Source organism: Bifidobacterium kimbladii, assembly GCF_032193675.1.
Lineage (GTDB): Bacteria > Actinomycetota > Actinomycetes > Actinomycetales > Bifidobacteriaceae > Bombiscardovia > Bombiscardovia kimbladii.
The window spans coordinates 630,374-650,956 of record NZ_JASTZZ010000001.1 but is presented as its reverse complement, the minus strand read 5'-3'; the positions used below and the strand labels follow the sequence as shown (position 1 = coordinate 650,956).

Below are 20,583 nucleotides of genomic sequence, written 5' to 3'. Positions count from 1 at the left end.
TGGCCGCCCTGCCGAGTGTCTTCAGCTGAGGCTTGCCGTAGAAGGCGATTGAAAAAAGGACCCGAACCGCGCAAAGTTCGGATCCTCGTCAGAGATGGGGGTTTATGCCCCTGTCAGTTCGCCAGCTCAGTCGATGACGCCGTAAAGGCGGTCGCCGGCATCGCCCAGGCCTGGCACGATGTAGGCGTGCTCGTTCAGTTTCTGATCGACTGCGCAGACCACCACCTTGAGGTTGATGGAGGGGTCCATCTCCTCCTTGAGGCGGTTCAGGCCCTCGGGAGCGGCCAGAATGTTGATGGAGGTCACGTCCTTGGCGCCGCGCTCGGCCAGGTATTTGGTGGCGGCGATCAGGGTACCGCCGGTGGCCAGCATGGGATCCAGCAGGAAGCACTGACGGCCGGAGAGGTCCTCCGGCAGGCGGTTGGCGTAGGTGATGATGTCCAGGGTGTTCTCATCACGCTTGAGGCCAAGGAATCCGACCTCGGCGGTGGGCAGCAGACGGGTCATGCCGTCAAGCATGCCCAGTCCGGCGCGCAGAATGGGAACCACCATGGGGCGCGGGGAGCAGAGCTTCTTGCCCACCATGGGAGCGACCGGGGTCTCGATTGGGTGGTCCTCGATGTCCAGATTTCGGGTGGCCTCATAGGCCTCAAGCATGACCAGTTCGCTGATCAGCTCGCGGAAGGTGTTGGAAGGGGTGTTTTTGTCCCGCAGTACGGTCAGCTTGTGCTCGATCAGCGGGTGTTCCAGTACGTGAAGTTCCATACCTCTCAGCGTAGCTCAGCGGGTCGGCTTCTGGTAGCGACCGGCAAGCCATGCTGCCTTCGATTTGGGAATGGAAATGAAAACGCCGAACCATGCAAGCGCCTGTCGGCGCAAACGCCGCTCGCAGCGGCAACAAACGGAGCCCGGGGCTTAGCCATGATCCGGCGCAGTCCCCATTGTAGGGCATGCCGGGGTCTGATCTGTGCTCACGGCGCGCTTACGCTTCCGGCTTGAAAGGGCGGCGGGCTCTACTCCAGCCGTCCCCGCCGCCAGAGCGAGGCGCCCCGCATAAAGTCACGGGCCGTCTGATTGAGGGAGTTGACGGTGCGCTGTGCTGCGTCCACCTCCTTGGCCTCCTGGCCGTCCAGCTGCCGGCTCTGGGCATCCCGGATGGTGGTCTTGATGCCGCGGGCGATCACGTCGCAGAAGGCTCCGGCCCGTTCCAGGGCTATGGCGAAGTCGCCGGTGAAGGCTCCGGAGAGGATGGAGTCGGCGGTTCGGATGATGTCGTCGGCCTCCGGGGCCTGGTCTACGCCGGCGATGGCTGATGCAGCGGTGTCGGTGGGTTCGCCCAGCCGCCACAGACGACTGATTCCGTCAGCGTCCTTACGCATCCAGCTGCGAAGCATGTAGAGCCGCCAAAGAATGCCGGGCAGGGAGTCGGGGTCGCTGTCGCTCCAGAGCTCGGCCACGACATCCACGCCTTCGCGATCCACCAGGGTCAGAACCCGTTTTACGATGGCGGGGTCGGCGCTGTGGTGGACCCGGTCCAGCAGGGAGGCTGCAGACACGTGGCTCATCTCGCTGATCTGCTGCGGATCCATGCCTCCGGAGAGCTGGTCGGCGATGGCCGGGTCCAGCTGGCCTGGGCGTGAAGGCCGGGATGCTCCGGTGCCGGACGCCACGAATCCCGTACGGGAGGAGCGGATTGAGGATGAGCCGATTCTGGAGTTGCTGTCAGTAGACAATGGGAGTCACCTTCTGTATGTCGATGATGGTCGGATGATTGGGGTCGCCGGCCAGACTGAGGACGACGGCGTTGCCGGTGGGCATGAAAGGGGAGTCGTCGGGCAGCCGTTTGGACAGTGATCTACTGGAGCACAGCCCGCGAAGCTTTTCGAAGATGCCGCCCAGGACCGGACGATGCATGCAGATCATAGTGGTTCTGTTGCCTGTCAGCAGGTCGGCCATCTGCCTGTCCAACCAGCTGTGGGCCTGTTCGGGGCGTCGGTGGTAGGCGGACTCCGTCAGGCAGGCCACCATCTCCATGGGCAGGCCTACCTCGTCGGCGTAGGGGCGCAATGTCTGCACACAACGGATCCAGGGTGAGGACAGGAGGCGGTCGGGCGCGAAGCAGGCCAGCTCCCTAGCCAGGGCGTAGGAGGTGCCGGCGCCTCTGGGGGTCAGAGGACGATTCGCATCCTTGCCTGTCCACTCCTTCCGTGCCACTGCCTTGCCGTGGCGGACGATGATCAACTGACGAGCCCGGATACCGCCCTGCTCCACCCGATCCACGAAGGCGTCCAATATGGTTCTGTCGCTGGGGTGGGTCAATAGTTTGCGGGCTTCGGAGGCTCCGACCCATCGTATCTGGTCGACTTCCCTGGAATCAGGCCGGTGGATGGGCCCCAGCAGCGCGCTCTGACCGGCGGCGTGTTCCGAGTCGGTCGATGTGGCCATCCAGTAGCAGATATGTTTGAGCCTGCCGCCCTTGCCGCCCCGGCGTCGGCCCTCGTTGTTCAGCGGATATTCGGCATCTCCCAGGTATGGCCCCAGCCGGACAAGACAGCCTGTCTCCTCGCCGACCTCGCGCACGGCCGCCCGCATGTGGGTCTCACGATTCTCCAGCTTGCCCTTGGGCCAGCTCCAATCGTCGTACTTGGGACGATGGACCAGGCAGAGCTCCAGCTCATCGAGGTCGGAGCGTGGGCTGGCTCCTGGGGCTGCCCGGCCGTCGTCGCTGAATTTCATCCATCCCTGGAAGCTTGTGCGCCACCGGTAGAGGATGGCTCCGGCTGCCTCGACCGTCCTGCTCATGGCCGGATGCCATCCCGATCATCCACCTTGGCGGCGGACCTGCCGGCCTGGAGGCGCATCATCATCGCCTGGCCCTGGGGGTTCGGGCGTGACGGTCGATCAGGTACTCCTGCGAGTCCACCAGAGGCCGGCCCTGGTCATCCCGGCTGTGGCGCACGTAGGTGCCGTCGGGCTGCATGTGCCAGGAACTGGTGGTGTCAGCCATCTGCAGATCCACATAGTCGATCAGTCCCTGCACCTGCTCGGGGGCAGTGATCCGGACCAGCGCCTCCACACGGCGGTCCAGGTTGCGGTGCATCAGGTCGGCAGAGCCTATCCAGACTTCTGGACCGGCCAGGGGACCCTCGCCAATCTGAGGGCCTTGGGAGTTGGCGAAGGCGAAGATGCGGCTGTGCTCCAGGAAGCGTCCCAGGATGGAGTGGACTCGGATATTCTCGCTCAGCCCGGGCACGCCTGGCTTCAGGGAGCAGATGCCGCGCTCTACGATGTCGATGCGAACCCCCGCCTGGCTGGCCCGGTAGAGGGCGTCGATGATCTTTTCGTCCACTAGGGAGTTGACCTTGATTCGTATCCATGCAGGCTTGCCGTTCAGGGCAGTCTCTTCCTCGCGGGCGATCCGCTGCAGCAGCCCGGAGCGAACCGTGCGCGGGGCTACCAATAGGCGGTGGAAGGATGACTTGGGCGCATAACCTGACAGCTGGTTGAAAAGCCGTGTCAGGTCCTGTCCCACCACCGGGTCACAGGTGAGCAGACCCAGGTCGGTGTACTGGCGGGCGGTCTTGGGATTGTAGTTGCCGGTGCCTACGTGGCAGTAACGACGCAGGCCGTCCTGCTCCTGACGGACCACCAGGGAAAGTTTGCAGTGGGTCTTGAGCCCCACGATTCCATAGACCACATGGACGCCGGCTCGTTCCAGCTGACGAGCCCAGGCGATGTTGGCCTCCTCGTCGAACCGGGCCTTGATCTCGACCAGGGCCAGAACCTGCTTGCCGGCGTGTGCGGCATCCACCAGGGCATTGATGATGGGCGAGTTGCCCGAGGTCCGGTAGAGGGTCTGCTTGATGGCCAGCACTCGCGGATCGGCCGCCGCCTGCTCCAGGAAGGCCTGGACCGAGGTGGAGAAGGAGTCATAGGGGTGGTGAAGGAGGATGTCATGCTCACGGATGGCGGCGAAGATGTCCTGGGCCTGGCTGGATTCCACCTCGGCTATCTGCCGGTTGGTGGTGGGAATGAAGGGACGGAATTTGAGGTCGGCCCGGTCGATGGACTGCAGCTCGAACAGGACCGTGCAGTCCAAGGGGGCAGGCAGCCGATAGACCTCCTCCTGGTTGACCCGGAGCTTGCTGGCCAGCAGCTGGGAGAGGAAGGGAGAGGCGGAGTCGGAAATCTCCAGGCGGATGGGCGGTCCGAACCGACGCTGCAGCAGCTCCTTCTCCATGGCGTTGAGCAGATTTTCGGCGTCGTCCTCTTCTACGTCAATGTCTTCGTTGCGGGTGACGCGGAAGGAGCGGGCTTCCTTGATGATCATGCCTGGGAAGAGGTATTCCAGGTGGGCGATGATCAGGTTCTCCATGGTGATGAACCCGTAGCGCTCCTCCCGGCCCTCCTCGTCGGTCAGATCGTCCACAGGAACCAGACGGGAGAGATTGTCGGGAATCTTGACGCGGGCGAAGTGGGTCTTGCCTGAGGTGGGGTTCTCCACCAAGACCGCCAGGTTCAGGGAGTTGCCTGAGATATAGGGGAAGGGGTGGGCCGGGTCGACGGCCAGTGGAGTCAGGACTGGAAAGACCTGGTTGCGGAAGAAGTTGGTGAGCCGTTCCTGCTCCTGGCTGCTCAGCTGTGTCCAGCTCAGCAGGATGATGCTTTCGGCGGCCAGATCCGGCAGGATGTGGTTGATGACATAGTGGGCATGCTCGTCCTGGAGTTTGTGCGCCTGCTCGGAGATGGCCCTCAGTTGTTGACGGGGGCTCATTCCGCTGGCGGCCGTCACAGCGATGCCGGTGTCCACGCGACGCTTCAGACCCGCCACGCGGACCATGAAGAACTCATCGAGATTGCTGGCGAAGATGGCAGCGAAGTTGGCGCGTTCCAGCAGGGGCACGCTCTCGTCTTCGGCCAGCTCAAGCACGCGTTTGTTGAACTTGAGCCAGCTCAGCTCCCGGTCGAAATAGCGATCCTCAGGCAAGGGCGAGACCGGGTGATCCGAGTGCCTGGATACATGCCGTGCCTGGCCGTCGGTCTCGGCAATATGCTCCGCGATCTGGCTGCGTAGCAAGGCCTTGGAGGGTGCGTCAAATTTCTGAACCATACCATAGCACTCTATTCGCAGGTGCCGTCCTCTGCAATCGTCGATAACGCTTGTGGATAAATAGGAACGGCCCCCCGCAGGAGGCCGTTCCCACAAGGTCGATCCGGATGGAATCTCTGCACAACATCATCGTTGCAACGGTCAAGTCTTATACACCCGTTCAACGTATCGGTCCTAGTGGCCATACACTTTGTGGGCTTCCTCGTTCTCGAACCGTCCTTGTATATGCCATTATGCCAGTTTTCAGGCCGTTGGCAAGCATGACTGGCAGTTGGGGCGAAGCAAGTAATCGGCTTGGTCTTTTGTGCGATTGCGTGCATTACGGCGGGCTGAATACGCCAAGTTTGGAGGAATCTGTTGCTTCCCTGTGATCATCTGTGGCCTTTCATAGGTGTGGGCTCAAAAATGCTGCAGTTTCAGGCGTGTCGTAATCTCGATGGATTTATGCACAGTGAGGGCGAAGCGATGTGGAAACATGGAGTCATTCGACCACATAAGCTCTGGGGACTGGTGCTGATGCCAGGGGGCGGGTGTACTGGTAGCCATGACTGGAATGAGCATATGCAGACCGCCGACGATGATACAAGGTGGCATGAAAGGGCGAGCGCCCGAATGGACTCCGCGCTTCTTTAATTCAGTCGGGTTGTCTCCGGAACACCGACCAGGAAGAGTGGCGGGCGCGGCCCGACAGTTTGATTTTCCGAGATCCTCAGGATCAGGTCGCCTGCAAGACGAGGATGCTGTTCGATTCAAGCAACCCATCCTGTCCGATCGGCGGAGCGTGGGTAAAGATGCTGAACATGAGTCCGTCGTGGCTGGTCTGGTCTTTCTCTCGGCCTCGGGAGGAATTGGGCTGACAACCATGACGGCTCTGATGGGCAAACAGCTTCGGGACATGGCCTTGTCGTGCGCTCTGGTGGATCTGGACCTGGACGGCGGAGGGATGGATGTCCTGGTCGGCGTCGAGGGGGCGCCTGGCATGCGGCTTGGGCGAATCCACGCGCCCTTAGGCCGGGTGGATCCTCAGGCACTCCGTGAAGAACTGCCGACCTGGGATGGCATCCCGCTGCTCAGCAACGATCCTTGGAGTGCCCCGCCACAGGGCTGGTGGGACTTGGATGCAGCAGTCAGCGCAATGGCTGGATTTGCTGATCTCTTGCTGATCGATGCCGGTCGGGGCCGGGGTCTGGGTAATCTGCGCTCGCTGAAAGGGCTGCCTTCGCTGTTGATGGTGGATATGACCGTGCTGGGCCTTGCACGGGCGAAGGCGCTTCTCCATGCTCTGAACGGCCGGAGCAATGCTGGTGATCGAGTCCAAGACAGTCCATTGATTTCATGTAGGTCCCCTATGGCTCTGATTGGAATGATGCCCACACAGCACCGGGTCAGTCATGGCGTCGACCCGGAGCAGGCGGAGGATTTTCTGGGTCGATCGGTGGACGTGGTTCTTAAGCCGCAACCAAAGCTGTCGGCATCCGTTCTGGATGGGCGTGGCCTGGAACGGGTGCCGCGTACGTACGCGCGGGCCCTTTATCCTTTGGTTGAGCGGATCGCAGGGATGATCGTCGTCGGGGAAAGAAAAGTAGAACGGATCTCTTCTCGCGAATCGGTTCGGTCCGGGGCTGTCAAATGATCATAGGAAGTGGGGAAAGCAATGAAGATCCATTCCCCGACGACGATTCCGGTCAGCCGCCCACTTTCGGGTACTTGGACGGGCTGACGAACGACCCTGCGGTGACTGACATCGCAGTGACCGGGCAGGGCCATGTCTGGATCGACCGAGGCGCGGGCATGGAGGAGGTTCTGCTTCGGCCTGGATTCGCGGGTCCTCGAGCTGTGAGGGACTTTGCCGTGCAGTTATGCGCTCAGCTGGGAAGTCGCCTGGACGATGCCCGGCCCATGGCTGATGCTTCCAGCAGGGAGGGGATCAGAGTCCACGCCGTGCTGGCCCCGCTTGTTCCCGAGGGTGCCGCCATTTCCATCAGACTGCCCAACAGACACCCGCCAGGTCTGGAGGAGCTGGCGGCTGCCGGGCTGTGTCCCGCCAGCTGGCTCTTCATCCTTCGGGCGCTGGTGGTCAATCGGGCCAGCATTCTGGTAACCGGAGGCACGGGTGCCGGCAAGACCACGCTCCTACGGGCCCTGCTGGGCATGTGTCCACGGGAGCAACGGCTGGTCGTCGTGGAGGAGGTGCGTGAACTGGGTCGTATCGCCGGCCATGAGAATATGGTTTCCTTGGCTGTCAGAGAATCCAACGTCGAAGGGGCAGGGGGTGTAGGGCTGGTTGATCTGGTCAAGGCCACACTGCGCATGCGTCCCGATCGGATCATCCTGGGCGAGTGTCGGGGTGAGGAAATAGCTGATCTGCTGCGGGCTTTCAATTCCGGTCATCGGGGTGGCATGGCAACGCTGCATGCCGACAATGTGGAACGCGTTCCTTCCAGGCTGGCGACTCTGGGGCTGCTGGCGGGGTTGCAGCCGAGGGCCCTGGCTGCTCTGGCGCAGGGGGCGTTCGATGCTGTTATCCATCTGGAACGTTCCGGCGGCCATAGGCATATCGCTCAGATTGGTCGACTGACAGCTGCAGCTGATGGCCGGCTTCTTGGGGAGGCCGTCTGTACGTGGACGGGCCGAGGGGCCGCTACATATGGAACGGCTTGGTCAACGTTCGCCAGGCGGTGGGGCATTGTGACCAGCGCCCCGGCGAGCGTTCCGTAGTTGAGGTGAATTATGAATGATGAGACTGCAGCCTGGCTGGCTGCAATGTTGACGGCCATTGCTTTTCTGGCCTTGCTTCCGCCGAGCGGCAGCGTGGCCGCACGGCTGAAGGCCATGTCAATCAGGCCCTCTGCACAGTCGGATCGGCCTGGCTTGGCGGTGCTGGTCACTTCCCTGCTGGCCTATGTCGACAATGGAGGCGGTCTGGTAGAGGCTTTCGAGGAGGCATCCGGGCGGCGGTTCGCCACCCAGGAGGTCACACGGGAACGTGTCATGGTCATGTTGGAGAACCGGTGCCTGCCTCAGGAACGGGGGCCGACTCTGACCATTATGGCCCAGGCTCTGACGGCCTGTTATGGGCTCAGCGCCATCCTGGGCTGCCGGGCTTCTGATGGGCTGCGGACAGTGGCAGCTATGCAAAGGCGGAGGGCGTCGCTGGATGAAGCCCGGGAAAAAGCCTTTGCTGTGCCCAGGGCCACGATCCGTCTCTTGTCAACCTTGCCGGTGTTGACCATCATCATGGGAGAGTTCATGGGTGCGCGACCGTTGACCTTCCTATGTCGCCCAGGCCTGGGAACTATATGTCTGATCCTTGGGGCGGCCTTCTATGTTCTTGGTCTGGTTTGGATACATCTGCTGATGAACGATCTGGGCAGGGAGGATCTATGGATCTGAAACCACTGATTGCCGCTCTGTCGAGCATAGTGGCCTTGCTGCTGATGGAATCCGACGGCCAGAGTGAGCGATTAGCCGATGAGCAGGTCTCTACGCCGTCCTTGAGCCTGGTATTGGCCTTGTTGGGAGTCGCTGTTCGTCAGGGTGCCTCCCTGCCTAGGGCCCTAGGTGTGGTTGGTGGGCTGCTGCCAGGCCCTTATGGGCTTCGAATGGTTCGCGTGGCTCACCTGCTCGGACGTGGCAACGGATGGGATCTGTCTTGGTCGGGAGCGATCGGGGATCCTGATTATGGGCAGTCCATGCAGGTCCTGGCTGACTGTCTGGAGCCGTCCTGGCGTTTGGGATCATCACCTCTGACGCGTATCGAGACGACCCTGCGCCAGCTGGATTACCATGCCCGCAGCGTGCTGGCCCGGGCCACAGCGGCGATAACCGTCAGGCTGCTGGTACCGACCGGACTGTGCATTCTGCCGGCCTTCGTGCTGATCGGAGTCATCCCCTGCATTGCGGCCTTCGTAGGCCGGATTTCCTGAGGGCATGGAGTCCATGCTGACAGAGTTGTCCACAGGCTGCCGATGCAGGTTCATTCGTCCACATGCATCCGATAAGGCGACCGAGGCCGACCGGAACGGGCACAGTGAAAGGTACCGGATGCCGATTCCCCTGAGGAACGGCCATTCGTCGGGGCGGGGAAGGCAAGGAAAGGCAAAGGCGAGAACGATGACATATTCACAGGAGCTTGCGACGGTCTTCCATCTGCAGACCAGACAGGCAGGAGGGCAATTGGTGCCAACTGAGACATGGCCTGCTGCAGGTGCCGGGTCCTGGTGGCTGCAAAGAATGAGGCAGCGCTCCAACCGGTTCATAACGGCTTTGTATGTTCGCATCAGCCAAGCTATGGACTCTGCAGCGAGTGCCCTGCGTGCGCGTATGGGTGTGGTGCTGGCCAGACCTGAATCGGGTGCCATCACTGCCGAATACGCCGTGATCATGGTGGCAGCTGCCACGCTGGCCGGTGTATTGCTGGCCATTGTCAAATCCTCTTCCACGCGCACTCTGTTGATGGGTTTGGTGAAGAAGGCGCTCAGTGCCGTTGGCTGAAAGACGGTCCGAGTGGAGACGACGGTGGCGATCCGATAACGGCACGGTAACGGCCGAGTTCGCCATCGTGCTTCCCGCTGTCATGGTTCTGGCTCTCTTACTGCTGACGCTGACTCAGACGATCAGAACCGGCATGGTTTGTCAGGATGCGGCTAACGCGGCTGCCAGAGACCTGATCGTCACCCGGGGCAAGGGCGATCCCCAAGGGCTGGTGCACCGGATGGCCGGTCCGCATACTCAAGTGAAGTTGAGCCCATCGGCCGGGCAGACGGCAGTCAGGGTGTCATGCCCAGTGGTTTCCGGCCCGATGGGCGTGCTGCCTGCACAGGTCCATGGCGATGCCATGGCCATATTGGAGGAATGAGTCATGCTCGGACATGTCAGGAGGACGCGCGTGGAGCGTACCGGTTCATGGCTAGGGGGTTCGGATCCTGGCTCCGGCACGGTTCTGGGCATCATGCTGATGGCTCTGGTTGGCCTGGGTCTGGTTCTGGCGGCCCTGCTGGGCAATCTCATGATCTGTCGAGCACATGCACGCACCGGTGCCGATGTCTCGGCTCTGGCTGCAGCTTCTGCCCTGGACGAAGGGCAGGCGCAACCCTGTACTCTGGCCTCCCGGGTCGCCCGTCTCAACCGCGGGGTTCTGACAGACTGCCAGGTGGATGGACGCGACGTGAAAGTCTCGGTGGGGGTAGATACCGGAGTCTCGATGATGCCGCGTCTGGTCCAGTCGGCCCGGGCAGGGCCTGAGCCCTGTGAATGAGAACAGGAAGCGTGGTCGGAAGCCTTCGGAAGGAAAGCGAACGTGTCTAAAGAAATGGATAGCCTTGAACCATGGCACTAGCACTCTATCGGCGGTATCGGCCTGACACTTTTGACGGCATCATCGGTCAGAAGCAGGTCACGGTGCCCCTTACCCGAGCTCTGGATGAGAACCGGCTGACCCATGCCTACCTGTTCTCCGGTCCCAGGGGATGTGGAAAGACCAGTAGTGCCCGGATTTTCGCCCGCTGTGTCAACTGCGCCAAGGGACCGACCAGCCATCCCTGCGGCGAATGTGACAGCTGCAGGGATCTGGCCACCGGAGGCCCCGGTTCCATCGACGTGGTGGAGATTGACGCTGCCAGCCATAATGGCGTCGACGATGCGAGGGAGCTCAGGGAGCGGGCAGGCTTTGCCCCTGTGCGTGACCGCTACAAGATCTTCATTTTGGACGAAGCTCATATGGTCACCCAGCAAGGATTCAATGCCCTGCTAAAGATCGTCGAAGAACCGCCGGAACACGTCATGTTCATCTTCGCCACCACAGAGCCGGAGAAGGTGATCGGCACTATCCGCTCCCGCACCCACCATTACCCCTTCCGTCTCGTGCCCCAGGAAGTCATGGGGCCTTATCTCGAGAGCATCTGCGAAAAGGAGGGCATCAAGGCCGAACCCGGTGTCCTCACGCTGGCCATGCGGGCTGGAGGCGGATCGGTGCGTGACACCCTTTCTGTGTTGGACCAGCTCATGGTAGGCGCTGACGAGCACACCATAACCTATGATGCGGCTGTAGCTCTGCTGGGCTTCACTCCTGCCGCACTGATCGGCGAAGCTGTGGATACGCTGATCGACCACGATGGTGCTGGCCTCTACGGGGTCATTCAAAAGGTTGTCGTCGGCGGGTTCGAGCCCCAGCGCTTCGTTGAGGATCTGCTGGCCCATGTCCGCGACCTGCTGGTTCTCAAACTGGCGGGGGACCGGGCTGAAAGCGTGCTGAGCGAAGATGGCGACGACGACCAGGTGGCCGATCTGCGTCGGCAGGCGGATGCTTTGGATCTGCAGGTCCTGACCAGAATGGCCGACATCATCAATGATGCGCTGGCGGGAATGAACGGGGCCACCTCGCCCAGGATGCGCTTGGAGCTGCTGGCCGCCAGGCTGCTGGCAATTGGCTGCGAACCTATGGAGCAAGCAACGGTTGCAGGGGGAGCTTCCACCGGTGGTGCGGCCCCGGCGCCCGCCCGCAGCGGGTTCATTGGCGCTGACAGGTCTCAGCAGAACGGTCGGCCGTCCAGAGCACCCCAATCTGGTCGTGCTGACGGTGCTGATCGCCCCGAACAGCCTGGCGGGGCGGGTTCGTCGTCTGCTGCGACATCCGCTACTTTTGCCGGGTCTCAGAACATAGCAGGTTCCCATTCCGATTCTCCAGCTGAGGGAAGGCAAGAAGGCAAAGGGCGGCCTGATCATTCCGGCTCTGCCCAACCCGAGCGCAAGGAAGTCCCCTCCTCGCCGGCTCGACAGCCGGTGGCGCAGCATGATACTTCGCGCGGACCGGGAACAGAGATCCCGACCGGCACAGAGCTGGACAAGCGCTGGGACGCACTGGTGGCTGCCCTGCCGGATGAAGTACGCCAGTATGTGGTGCGGGATCGTGTGCCTACCGTGGCCATGAAAGCAGACCCATCGGGCCGCCAGCGACTGTCTATGACCTTTGACCGTCCACTCAGCCAGCATGCCTTCGCCATGGCTGTGGCTGCGCAGTCGGTTGACGGGGAGACCAAGGTGCCGCGTATCGTCATGGTCCGCGCTCGCCAGGAGTTCGGACAGTCCACCATGATCGCTCCATCGGGGACGGCTGCCAACGGCGAGACTGTGGAGTCCGTCAACAGGATGTCTCCCCAGCGCCGGGCAGAGGTCAAGAAGGAGGTGGCTCTAGCGCGAGCCGGTTTAGCCACCATGAACCTTGGAGCGGCGGTCATGCCTCATGCGGCCACAGAGCAGGGGCATGCTCCTAGAGGGATGACGGCCTCGGCCGGTCATGATGGTGGGGCCGGAGCATCGGCATCGGACGGGAAGTCCACTCCTGGAGAAGCTTCAGGCGACGGGAGCTCCGACGACGCTCACCACCCGGTCGGTGGCCCTGTCCAGTCGTCTTCGAAACCGCTTCCAGCGGCGGGTTTCGGCTCGACCGCTTCAACGGTGTTGCCGGACGATGATCCCTGGGCTCACCCCATGCCAGCGACTCATGCGCCGCAAAAGACCTGGCAGCCTGATCAGGGCGGCGATGGATCCACTGGCCAGAAAGACCATGAGTCCAAAAAGGTGGCCCTGCCGGACATGAGCGATGACACGGATCCTTGGGCCGTGCCCGATTCCGGGACCAGCACCGCAGCCTTTGCGGAGTCTTCCAACAGTCAAGGCCATGAAGCTTCGGATCAGGGGCTTGAAGTTTCGAAGTCGGTTGATTCGTCGGGTCAGGGAAGCGCCTCGGTTGCAACCTCGAATTCGACATTGCAGACCGGGTCGGCTCCCGGAGATGTGGCTGCGGCAACTGGCACCCCAACCTCGTCGGACAGACGGGGTGACGGTCATGGTTCGGGTACCGCCGGTGGCTCGGATGGCCCCCAGGCAATGGCAAAGGCTTCTGGAGCTGAGGGCAGGGCGATGCCAGCAGGCTTCGCTAGTCCGGCCTCCGGTGGTTCCGATCAGGATGGGGTCTCGTCTGCTGCGGTTTCCTCCCAGGCCTTAAGGCCGTCAGTGGATCCCGAGGACGATGTCTATTCCATGGACGATGCCAGACTCGGGGCGGACAATGCCATGAGCCAGGATGAACTGACCAAATTGTTCGACGTGACCAAGGTGGAGGACTTTGCTGCTGACGATCCCCAGAATCCGATCAACGTCCAAAAGCGCCGGCAGGAACAGGCGCAGCGACAGGGAGGTGAATGATGGCTGCTACCTATGATGGAGCCATTCAAGAGCTGATCGATGCTTTTGCGCAACTGCCGGGCATCGGTCCCAAGGGTGCGCAGCGCATCGCCTTCTACATTCTGGGAGCCGATCGGCGTAGCGCTCAGGATTTGGTCGATGCTATCGTCGCCGCCAAGGAGAAGGTTCGGTTTTGCGAGATCTGTGGCAATGTCTGCGAGACCAGCCCATGCCCTATCTGCCAGGATCCGCGTCGTGACCGCAGCATCATCTGCGTCGTCGAGGAACCCAAGGATGTCATGAGCATTGAGCGGACCGGAGAATATCGGGGCCTTTATCATGTCTTGGGCGGGGCCATCGACCCTATGTCCAACGTCGGGCCCGGCGATCTGCGCATTCCCGAGCTTTTGAAGCGGTTGGGCACGGATCAGGTCAAGGAGGTCATGCTGGCCCTGGATCCCAACATTGAAGGCGAAGCCACCACCACCTACCTGGGACGGCTGCTGGGTCCTCTGGATCTGCGGGTCACCAGGCTGGCCAGCGGCCTGCCCGTCGGCAGCGATCTGGAATATGCCGACGAGATCACCCTTGGCCGGGCAATATCCGGCCGTCGCGATCTGTAAGGCCTGCGGTCACTGATTCGCAGCCTCCCTGGCTGCCGTCAATGTTTCGCATATTGGTGGAGGGGGTCTGATAGAACGGTGTCGTTCGTATAATCCATGTAATCAACATGTTGCAGATGATGGTCTAGTGGCTTAACCGTCGCGGGATGGAACAGCAGTGGCACTTATCGTTCAGAAGTATGGCGGGTCCTCGGTGGCGGACTCGGACTCCATCAAGCGTGTGGCCAAGCGCATTATTGACACCAAGCGCGCCGGCAATGACATTGCTGTGGTGGTTTCCGCTATGGGGGACACCACTGACGATCTGATTGACCAGGCCATGGATGTGGATTCCAATCCTCCTGCCCGAGAGATGGACATGCTCATGACGGCCGGGGAGCGCATCTCCATGAGCCTGCTGGCCATGAGCATCCATGCACAAGGCGAGCGCGCCCATTCTTTCACCGGTTCGCAGGCGGGATTCATGACTGATGCACGCTACGGCGCAGCCCACATCCGCCATGTCCGACCCCAGCGAGTCATGAAGGCCCTGGACCGAGGCGAGGTGGGGATTGTGGCAGGCTTCCAGGGGGTCAACCCCGACGGCGATGCCACCACCCTGGGTCGTGGCGGCTCGGATACCTCGGCTGTGGCCCTGGCCGTGGCACTCAAGGCGGATGTCTGCGAGATCTATACCGATGTGGACGGGGTTTTCACCGCCGACCCTCGCATTGTTCCCACCGCCCGTAGAATCGCCCGCATTTCATATGAGGAGATGCTGGAGATGGCGGCCGGCGGATCCAAGGTGCTGGCCCTGCGCTGCGTGGAGTATGCCCAGCGCTTCCGCATGCCCATCCATGTGCGCAGTTCCTTTTCCCATCGCCCAGGCACGCTGATCATGCCCGACGATGTCGATGCTGACAAGATTCCCAATTTGGAGACCGGCCAGCTGCCGGATCGCCCCGCCGCACGCGCTGACAGGTGACGGGATATGACGGAAGGAAGGACATGACCAACGGCGAATCCATGGGCGACCTGTTCCCGGACCTGAACGGCCCTGAGTCACCCATCATCTCAGGGGTTGCCCACGACCGCAGTGAAACTCAGGTCAGCCTGCGGGCCGTGCCCGACCGACCTGGCGTGGCCGCACAGCTTTTCACTATCCTTGCCGAGGGCGGCATCAACATCGATATGATCGTCCAGGCTGGGGCGGCTACCGGCACCGTGGACATCTCTTTCACGCTCCCGTCCGCTCAGGCTGATCAGGTGGTCCCCATGCTGGATGACTCCCGCGAGCAATTGGGGTTCCGATCAGTGGACATCAATCCCGAGGTGGGCAAGGTGACCCTGGTAGGCGTAGGGATGAAAACCCATTCGGGCATCACTGCCACCTTCTTCCGGGCCTTAAGTGACCGACATATCAACGTGCTCATGATATCGACCTCCGAGATCCGCATCTCCGCTCTGGTGCCCATCCATGACCTGGACGAGGCGGTACGGGCCATCCATACGGCCTTCCACTTGGATGCTGATCAGGTCGAGGCGGTCGTTTACGGCGGCACGGGTCGCTGAGCAGAGAGGAGAGAGCAATGACGGATAAGGCTGATTTGGCGAGCAACGGACGCCGTGGCATCAATGTAGCCGTTCTGGGCGCCACCGGCCAGGTAGGCATGGTCATGCGCCGGATGCTGGACGAACGGGACTTCCCTGTGGCCGACCTGCGATTCATGGCTTCGTCGCGGTCTGCCGGAGAGCAGCTGCGCTGGCGTGACAGGACCATCACGGTCGAGGATGTTGAGCAGGCCGACCTGAGCGGGATCGATTTGGCCATCTTCTCCGCCGGCGGTTCGACCTCAGGAACCTGGGCCCCGCGTTTCGCCGAGGCCGGAGCCTACGTGGTCGACAACTCCTCCCATTGGCGGATGGATCCCGAGGTCCCCCTGGTGGTGTCCGAGGTCAACCCCGAGGACCTGGATCTTATCCCACGGCGGATCGTGGCCAATCCCAATTGCACCACCATGGCCTGCATGCCGGTGCTGAGCCCCTTGGCCAAGGCGTACGGTCTGCGCCGTCTGATCGTCTCCTCCTACCAGGCCGTGTCGGGGGCTGGTCGTGCCGGCGTCCTCCAGCTGCGCGACGAGGCCAAAACCGCCGTGGAGCAGGGTGCCGACCGACTGGTCTTCGACGGATCGGCCATCGAGTTCCCACCGCCGACCAAGGTGGTGCGCACCATCGCCTTCAACGCCGTTCCTTTTATAGGCGACTTGGTCGATGACGGCAGCGGGGAGACCGACGAGGAGCAGAAGCTGCGCAATGAGAGCCGCAAGATCCTGCACCTGCCTGATCTGGCCGCCTCCTGCACCTGCGTGCGGGTAGGGGTCTTCACAGCCCATGGCATGAGCATCAACGCCGAGTTCGAGCACGACGTCACCCCAGATCAGGCCCGCGACCTGCTGTCCAAGGCTCCTGGAGTAAGTCTTGCGGATATACCCACTCCTCTGGACGCCGCCGGCAAGGACCCCAGTTTCGTGGGCCGCATCCGCCAGGACCAGGCTGTGGAGGGCAAGAGGGGATTGTCCATGTTCGTGGCCAATGACAACCTGCGCAAGGGAGCCGCCCTCAACGCCGTGCAGATCGCCGAGCTGATCGCCCGCAAGCATTTCGCCGACAGGATCTGATTGCGCATCTGGGCTGATTGCGTGGCATGCCCAAAGTGTCCTGTGCATCTCCTGAGCATGGGATGACCGGCTCTGCCAGGCCTCGTCTGTCTGATGGCTTTCATGTAGGGTCAGCCCTGCTTGGCCTTTGCTCGGCTCGAAACCTGTGAGGCTGGTCCGCCTGATCCCCTCTGCCGTCGATCCAGCTCAAGTATTCCCTGGGCCGTATCGCGGTCGGTGGCCAGTGCTGAGATAAGCCCGGCTCGCAGACAGGCGAGGATGCTGGCGACTTTTTGCGGCCCCCAGGCCACGCCTATGACCAGGGGGATCCGCTTCAGGCGTTCGAATTCAATCGATATAGTGCGTTCGCACAGGCTGGTTCGGATGTGGCGGCCCTGGGCATCGATGTGGTGCCCGCAGATGTGTCCCACAGCCTTGAGCTCGGTCACCTCCTTGATGAAGGCCGCATTTTCGTAGTCCTTGAAAATGTGCCCCGATCTTCCCGCTTTGACCGATCCCACTCCCACCACCGCAACGTCGGCATGTCCGCCCAGGGTCAGGGTGTCGGCTATCTGGCGTTCTTTGCGCATGGCTTCAGCCACAGGGGTTGAAGACAGGATCATGGGCACTGGCAGCGTGGAATAGCTGCCGCCCAATCGTTGGGCCAGCATGCGGCATATCTCCGGTGAATCCGTCATGGGATTGGTCGGCGACAGGGAGCCGATCATCTGCACGACCTTGGACTTTGTCCAGTTTTGCAGAGGAACTTCGCGAACCGTGTAGGCGACCGCGTTGCCATTGGAGACGGTTATCAAAGAGTCGGGCCTGGTCTGCTCAACCAGGAGAGACGCCGCGCTCCGGGGCACGACATCATACCCGGTGCATCCCTGCGGTGGCTCCGAGACCCGGGCGCAACGGAGATTGAATTGTCGGATCAGCCTGGACTCCAGGTCTTCAAGCCGTTCCAATGGATTCTCGATGGAGATCCTTACCAGCCCTCGCTCCTGGGCCTCTTTCAGCATTCGGGAGACGGAGGGGCGGGAATAGCCTGTCGCTTCGGCGATCTGGGACTGCAGCATGTGATCCTGGTAGTACATGCGGGCTATGCGAAGAAGCAGCTGAACCCGCTTGCGGGCATCCGAAGTGGTCATCATCTGTAAATCGCTGAACATATGTACATTTTATCAGACTCAGTAAAAACTGCTTATTTGCCTTTAAGTGTCAAAAAATACTTGTTTTCATGGGTGAAAATGCAATCTATCTGGGTTTTAACCCATGGTTCAAGTACATATGTTCATCAATATCCTTGTTGTTTATTTACTGCTCACATAGTCTGTCTCCTGTCAAAGGCACCGGAAGAAAAGCCTGAAGACCGGTGCCGCGAAGTCGCAAAGTACAAACAACAAAGGAGTTCACATGGCATTCGCACGAACCATTCTGGGAGATGTCGACCCGAGCACTCTTGGCGTAGTCAACAGCCACGACCATCTGATCCGGGTGGGAGCCGGTGAGGTCTACCTGGACAAGGACCATCAACTGGATTCGGTCGAGAAGGCAGAGACCGAGGCCGGCTATTTCGCCAAGGCCTCGCTGAAGTGGAGCAAGCAGGGCGGCACCGTGGTGGATATGTGCCCCATCAACTGCGGCCGTGACATCGAGAAGCTGGCCGAGGTGGCCCGCTCGGTGGAGAATCTGCAGATCATCGGAGCCACCGGCTTCCATCGTGAGCATGTCTACCTGGAGACCCAGTCACACTGGATCAACCGCTACAGCGTGGATCAGATCGCCGATTTGGTTATCGCCGATATCCGCGAGGGCATCGACCGCAACGACTACACCGGTCCCTTGGTGGATCGCAGCCCCTATAAGGCAGGCGTCATCAAGATCGGCACTGCTTACGGAGAGATCACGCCCTTCGAGCACAAGTGCATGGAGGCTGCTGCCAAGGCGGCCATCGAGACAGGCGCGCCCATCAACACGCACACCACCTATGGAACCTGTGGTCTGGAACAGGCCCAGACCCTGATCGGACTGGGGGTCCCCGCGGACCAGATCGCCATCGGCCACATTCAGCGCAATGCTGATGTCTACTACCTGGAGGAGATCCTGGATCTGGGCGTCTATCTGGAGATCGACGGTACCAACAGGATCAAGTATCAGCCCGATTCCAACAGAATGATGGAGCTCAGGGCTTTCAAGAAAGACGGCTATGAGGACCGGATCCTCCTGGGCACGGACTCCGGCAAGCGCTCCTACCAGAAGGTCTACGGCTCTGTGAGCGGTGTGGACTACAACCCGGCGGTGGACGGTCCCCGCATGATCGCCGAAGGCTTCGATCCCGACTACGTGGACAAGCTGCTCATCCGCAACGCCCACAACTTCTTCTCCTTCCGTAAGGAGGCCTGAGCGCAATGGCAGCAGACAAGACCCTGGAGCGTCCCCAGCTGCAGATCGCGCTGGACACCTTTGACATGCCTTCGGCCCTGAGGCCCCTGAACGCGGCCATCAGCCAGGTCGACGTCATCGAGTGCGGAACCGTCCTGATCATCGCCGAAGGGCTGAGGGCCGTGCGCGAGATTCGTGCCCTCTACCCCACTAAGACCATCCTGGCGGATGTCAGGATCGCCGAGGCCGGAGCGGTCATCTCCCGCGCCTGCTTCGAAGCGGGTGCCAGCTGGGTTTCGGTGGTCGCCGGCGCCAGCATGACCACGGTCGATCAGGTAGTCAAGGTGGCCCAGGAGTTCGGCGGCGAGGTCCAGATTGAGCTTGGCGAGACCTACGATCCCGAGCAGGCGCGCGAATGGCGGCGACTTGGAGCCACCCAGGTCATCGTCCACCGTTCCCGCGACGCTGAAGCGGCCGGAAAGCTGACTTGGGGGGAGGACGACAAGGACCGCATCCGCCAGTTGCATCAGATGGGCTTCAAGGTCACTGTGACCGGCGGGGTCACGGCCAAGGATCTGCCCTTCTTCCAAGGAGTTCCCGTCGGAGTGGTGATCTCGGGTCGAGGCATTGTCAAGGCTGACGACCCACTGGCCGCTGCGACCGAGCTGCGGGAGACCATCGGCAGGGTGTGGCCGCAATGAGCGGCAGCATCACCCTGGGCATCTATGAGAAGGCCCTGAAGTCCCCCGCCGAGCCGGATGATTGGGATGCGTTCATGTCCCAGGTGGCGGCCGATGGGTTCACCTTCATGGATCTGTCCATTGACGAAAGCGACAAGCGGATGGCCCGCTTGGACTGGACGGCTGCCCAGGCTTCCGCCTTCCGTCAGGCCGCTGACCGCCAGGGCGTCCAGGTCGGAGGGATCTGCCTGAGCTGCCACCGCAAGGTGGGCCCCGGCTCGGCCGATCCGGCCATCCGCCGTCAGGCCTACGAGATCTTCCTCAAGGCAATCGATCTGGCTCATGAGGCGGGCATTCCCCTGATCCAGGTAGCCGGTTATTACGCCTACTACGAGAACCCTGATCCTGGCCAGCGCGCCAGGTATGTGGAGGTTCTGGCCAAGGCAGCTGAGTATGCGGCCCAGGCCGGCGTCATGCTGGGCATAGAGAATGTGGACGGCAATGACATCACCTCCATCACCAGGGGACTGTCCATCTGCGACCAGGTCGGGTCCTCCTGGTTGAGCATGTACCCGGACATCGGCAACCTTTATGAGCAGGAGCTGGACGCCGTGGCTGAGCTCAGGGCTGGAGCCGGCAGAATGCTGGCCATCCACGTCAAGGATGTGCTCCCGGGGCAGCCGCGTCGGATCACCATGGGCGAAGGCTGCGCCGATTTTCCCACGGCTTTCGCCGAGCTGGCCCGGCAGTCCTGGTCGGGGCGGATCATGCTGGAGATGTGGAACGATGATTCGGATCAGGCCGATCAGATCGTCACGAATGCAAGGAAGAAAGTGGAAACCTGGTTGCGCGGGGCCGGCATGGAGGTGCTTGCCCCCAGAGGCTGAAGTAAAGGTCGCAGCCGTCACAGCTGTGATCTGGGGGTGGTTGTGCCGATCCTCCACCCCCTTGCCATCGGCAGGGAG

Annotated in this window: 20 protein-coding genes; 15 read left to right on the top strand and 5 right to left on the bottom strand. The window is 61.6% G+C overall.

Going from position 1 to position 20,583, the window contains the following annotated elements; translation table 11 throughout:
• Positions 1–126: 126 nt before the first annotated feature.
• From upp to QRX41_RS02740, 4 genes are all read right to left on the bottom strand, one after another.
• On the bottom strand, positions 127–765 hold the full coding sequence (upp, locus tag QRX41_RS02755; RefSeq protein ID WP_015022561.1) for a uracil phosphoribosyltransferase: 639 nt from the start codon (positions 763–765) through the stop codon (positions 127–129).
• 248 nt (positions 766–1,013) lie between these two features.
• The gene (locus QRX41_RS02750; protein ID WP_313838708.1) at positions 1,014–1,709 is read right to left on the bottom strand and encodes a thymidine phosphorylase; all 696 of its coding nucleotides are present in this window, start codon (positions 1,707–1,709) and stop codon (positions 1,014–1,016) included.
• 13 nt (positions 1,710–1,722) lie between these two features.
• Positions 1,723–2,802, bottom strand: a complete 1,080-nt coding sequence (locus tag QRX41_RS02745; RefSeq protein WP_313838538.1) for an NUDIX hydrolase — start codon at positions 2,800–2,802, stop codon at positions 1,723–1,725.
• A gap of 61 nt (positions 2,803–2,863) precedes the next feature.
• Positions 2,864–5,110 carry an RNA degradosome polyphosphate kinase gene (locus tag QRX41_RS02740; RefSeq protein ID WP_313838537.1) on the bottom strand — a complete coding sequence of 749 codons (2,247 nt, stop codon included), beginning with the start codon at positions 5,108–5,110 and terminating at the stop codon, positions 2,864–2,866.
• 781 nt (positions 5,111–5,891) lie between these two features.
• On the opposite strand from QRX41_RS02740, the gene QRX41_RS02735 reads away from it, so the two are divergent.
• The 12 genes from QRX41_RS02735 (at position 5,892) to QRX41_RS02680 (ending at position 16,574) form a co-directional block, all read left to right on the top strand.
• Positions 5,892–6,743: a hypothetical protein gene (locus QRX41_RS02735; RefSeq protein WP_313838536.1), complete on the top strand. Its 852-nt coding sequence runs from the start codon at positions 5,892–5,894 to the stop codon at positions 6,741–6,743.
• The gene (locus QRX41_RS02730; protein WP_313838535.1) at positions 6,740–7,828 is read left to right on the top strand and encodes a CpaF family protein; all 1,089 of its coding nucleotides are present in this window, start codon (positions 6,740–6,742) and stop codon (positions 7,826–7,828) included. The genes QRX41_RS02735 and QRX41_RS02730 overlap by 4 nt, the downstream gene beginning before the upstream one ends.
• 12 nt (positions 7,829–7,840) lie before the next feature.
• A complete protein-coding gene (locus QRX41_RS02725; RefSeq protein ID WP_313838534.1) occupies positions 7,841–8,503 on the top strand; it encodes a pilus assembly protein in 663 nt (220 codons plus the stop codon).
• Positions 8,494–9,036, top strand: coding sequence for a pilus assembly protein (locus tag QRX41_RS02720; protein ID WP_313838532.1), 543 nt, complete (start codon positions 8,494–8,496; stop codon positions 9,034–9,036). The genes QRX41_RS02725 and QRX41_RS02720 overlap by 10 nt, the downstream gene beginning before the upstream one ends.
• A gap of 187 nt (positions 9,037–9,223) precedes the next feature.
• Positions 9,224–9,604 carry a DUF4244 domain-containing protein gene (locus QRX41_RS02715; protein ID WP_313838531.1) on the top strand — a complete coding sequence of 127 codons (381 nt, stop codon included), beginning with the start codon at positions 9,224–9,226 and terminating at the stop codon, positions 9,602–9,604.
• On the top strand, positions 9,597–9,968 hold the full coding sequence (locus QRX41_RS02710) for a TadE family type IV pilus minor pilin (protein WP_313838530.1): 372 nt from the start codon (positions 9,597–9,599) through the stop codon (positions 9,966–9,968). The genes QRX41_RS02715 and QRX41_RS02710 overlap by 8 nt, the downstream gene beginning before the upstream one ends.
• A 3-nt stretch (positions 9,969–9,971) precedes the next feature.
• Positions 9,972–10,367: an Rv3654c family TadE-like protein gene (locus tag QRX41_RS02705; protein WP_198199525.1), complete on the top strand. Its 396-nt coding sequence runs from the start codon at positions 9,972–9,974 to the stop codon at positions 10,365–10,367.
• A 71-nt stretch (positions 10,368–10,438) separates the two neighbouring features.
• Positions 10,439–13,315, top strand: a complete 2,877-nt coding sequence (gene dnaX / locus QRX41_RS02700) for a DNA polymerase III subunit gamma/tau (protein WP_313838527.1) — start codon at positions 10,439–10,441, stop codon at positions 13,313–13,315.
• Positions 13,315–13,917 carry a recombination mediator RecR gene (recR, locus tag QRX41_RS02695; RefSeq protein ID WP_313838525.1) on the top strand — a complete coding sequence of 201 codons (603 nt, stop codon included), beginning with the start codon at positions 13,315–13,317 and terminating at the stop codon, positions 13,915–13,917. The genes dnaX and recR overlap by 1 nt, the downstream gene beginning before the upstream one ends.
• Positions 13,918–14,074: 157 nt before the next feature.
• On the top strand, positions 14,075–14,881 hold the full coding sequence (locus QRX41_RS02690; RefSeq protein WP_082067745.1) for an aspartate kinase: 807 nt from the start codon (positions 14,075–14,077) through the stop codon (positions 14,879–14,881).
• A gap of 23 nt (positions 14,882–14,904) precedes the next feature.
• Positions 14,905–15,468 carry an ACT domain-containing protein gene (locus tag QRX41_RS02685; RefSeq protein ID WP_313838523.1) on the top strand — a complete coding sequence of 188 codons (564 nt, stop codon included), beginning with the start codon at positions 14,905–14,907 and terminating at the stop codon, positions 15,466–15,468.
• Between the two features lie 17 nt (positions 15,469–15,485).
• Positions 15,486–16,574 carry an aspartate-semialdehyde dehydrogenase gene (locus tag QRX41_RS02680; RefSeq protein WP_313838522.1) on the top strand — a complete coding sequence of 363 codons (1,089 nt, stop codon included), beginning with the start codon at positions 15,486–15,488 and terminating at the stop codon, positions 16,572–16,574.
• A 110-nt stretch (positions 16,575–16,684) separates the two neighbouring features.
• On the opposite strand, the gene QRX41_RS02675 is transcribed toward QRX41_RS02680, so the two are convergent.
• Positions 16,685–17,725 (bottom strand): sugar-binding transcriptional regulator, encoded by a 1,041-nt coding sequence (locus tag QRX41_RS02675; RefSeq protein ID WP_313838521.1) that lies wholly within the window; start codon positions 17,723–17,725, stop codon positions 16,685–16,687.
• Positions 17,726–17,969: 244 nt separating this feature from the next.
• Between QRX41_RS02675 and QRX41_RS02670 the strand changes: the two genes are divergently transcribed.
• Genes QRX41_RS02670 through QRX41_RS02660 form a run of 3 tightly spaced genes read left to right on the top strand, consistent with a single transcriptional unit; the run spans position 17,970 to position 20,505 of the window.
• On the top strand, positions 17,970–18,959 hold the full coding sequence (locus tag QRX41_RS02670) for a phosphotriesterase family protein (protein WP_101432973.1): 990 nt from the start codon (positions 17,970–17,972) through the stop codon (positions 18,957–18,959).
• A 5-nt stretch (positions 18,960–18,964) separates the two neighbouring features.
• Positions 18,965–19,639 carry a 3-dehydro-L-gulonate-6-phosphate decarboxylase gene (locus tag QRX41_RS02665; RefSeq protein WP_313838519.1) on the top strand — a complete coding sequence of 225 codons (675 nt, stop codon included), beginning with the start codon at positions 18,965–18,967 and terminating at the stop codon, positions 19,637–19,639.
• Positions 19,636–20,505 (top strand): L-ribulose-5-phosphate 3-epimerase, encoded by an 870-nt coding sequence (locus tag QRX41_RS02660; RefSeq protein ID WP_313838518.1) that lies wholly within the window; start codon positions 19,636–19,638, stop codon positions 20,503–20,505. The genes QRX41_RS02665 and QRX41_RS02660 overlap by 4 nt, the downstream gene beginning before the upstream one ends.
• The last annotated feature ends 78 nt before the right edge of the window (positions 20,506–20,583 follow it).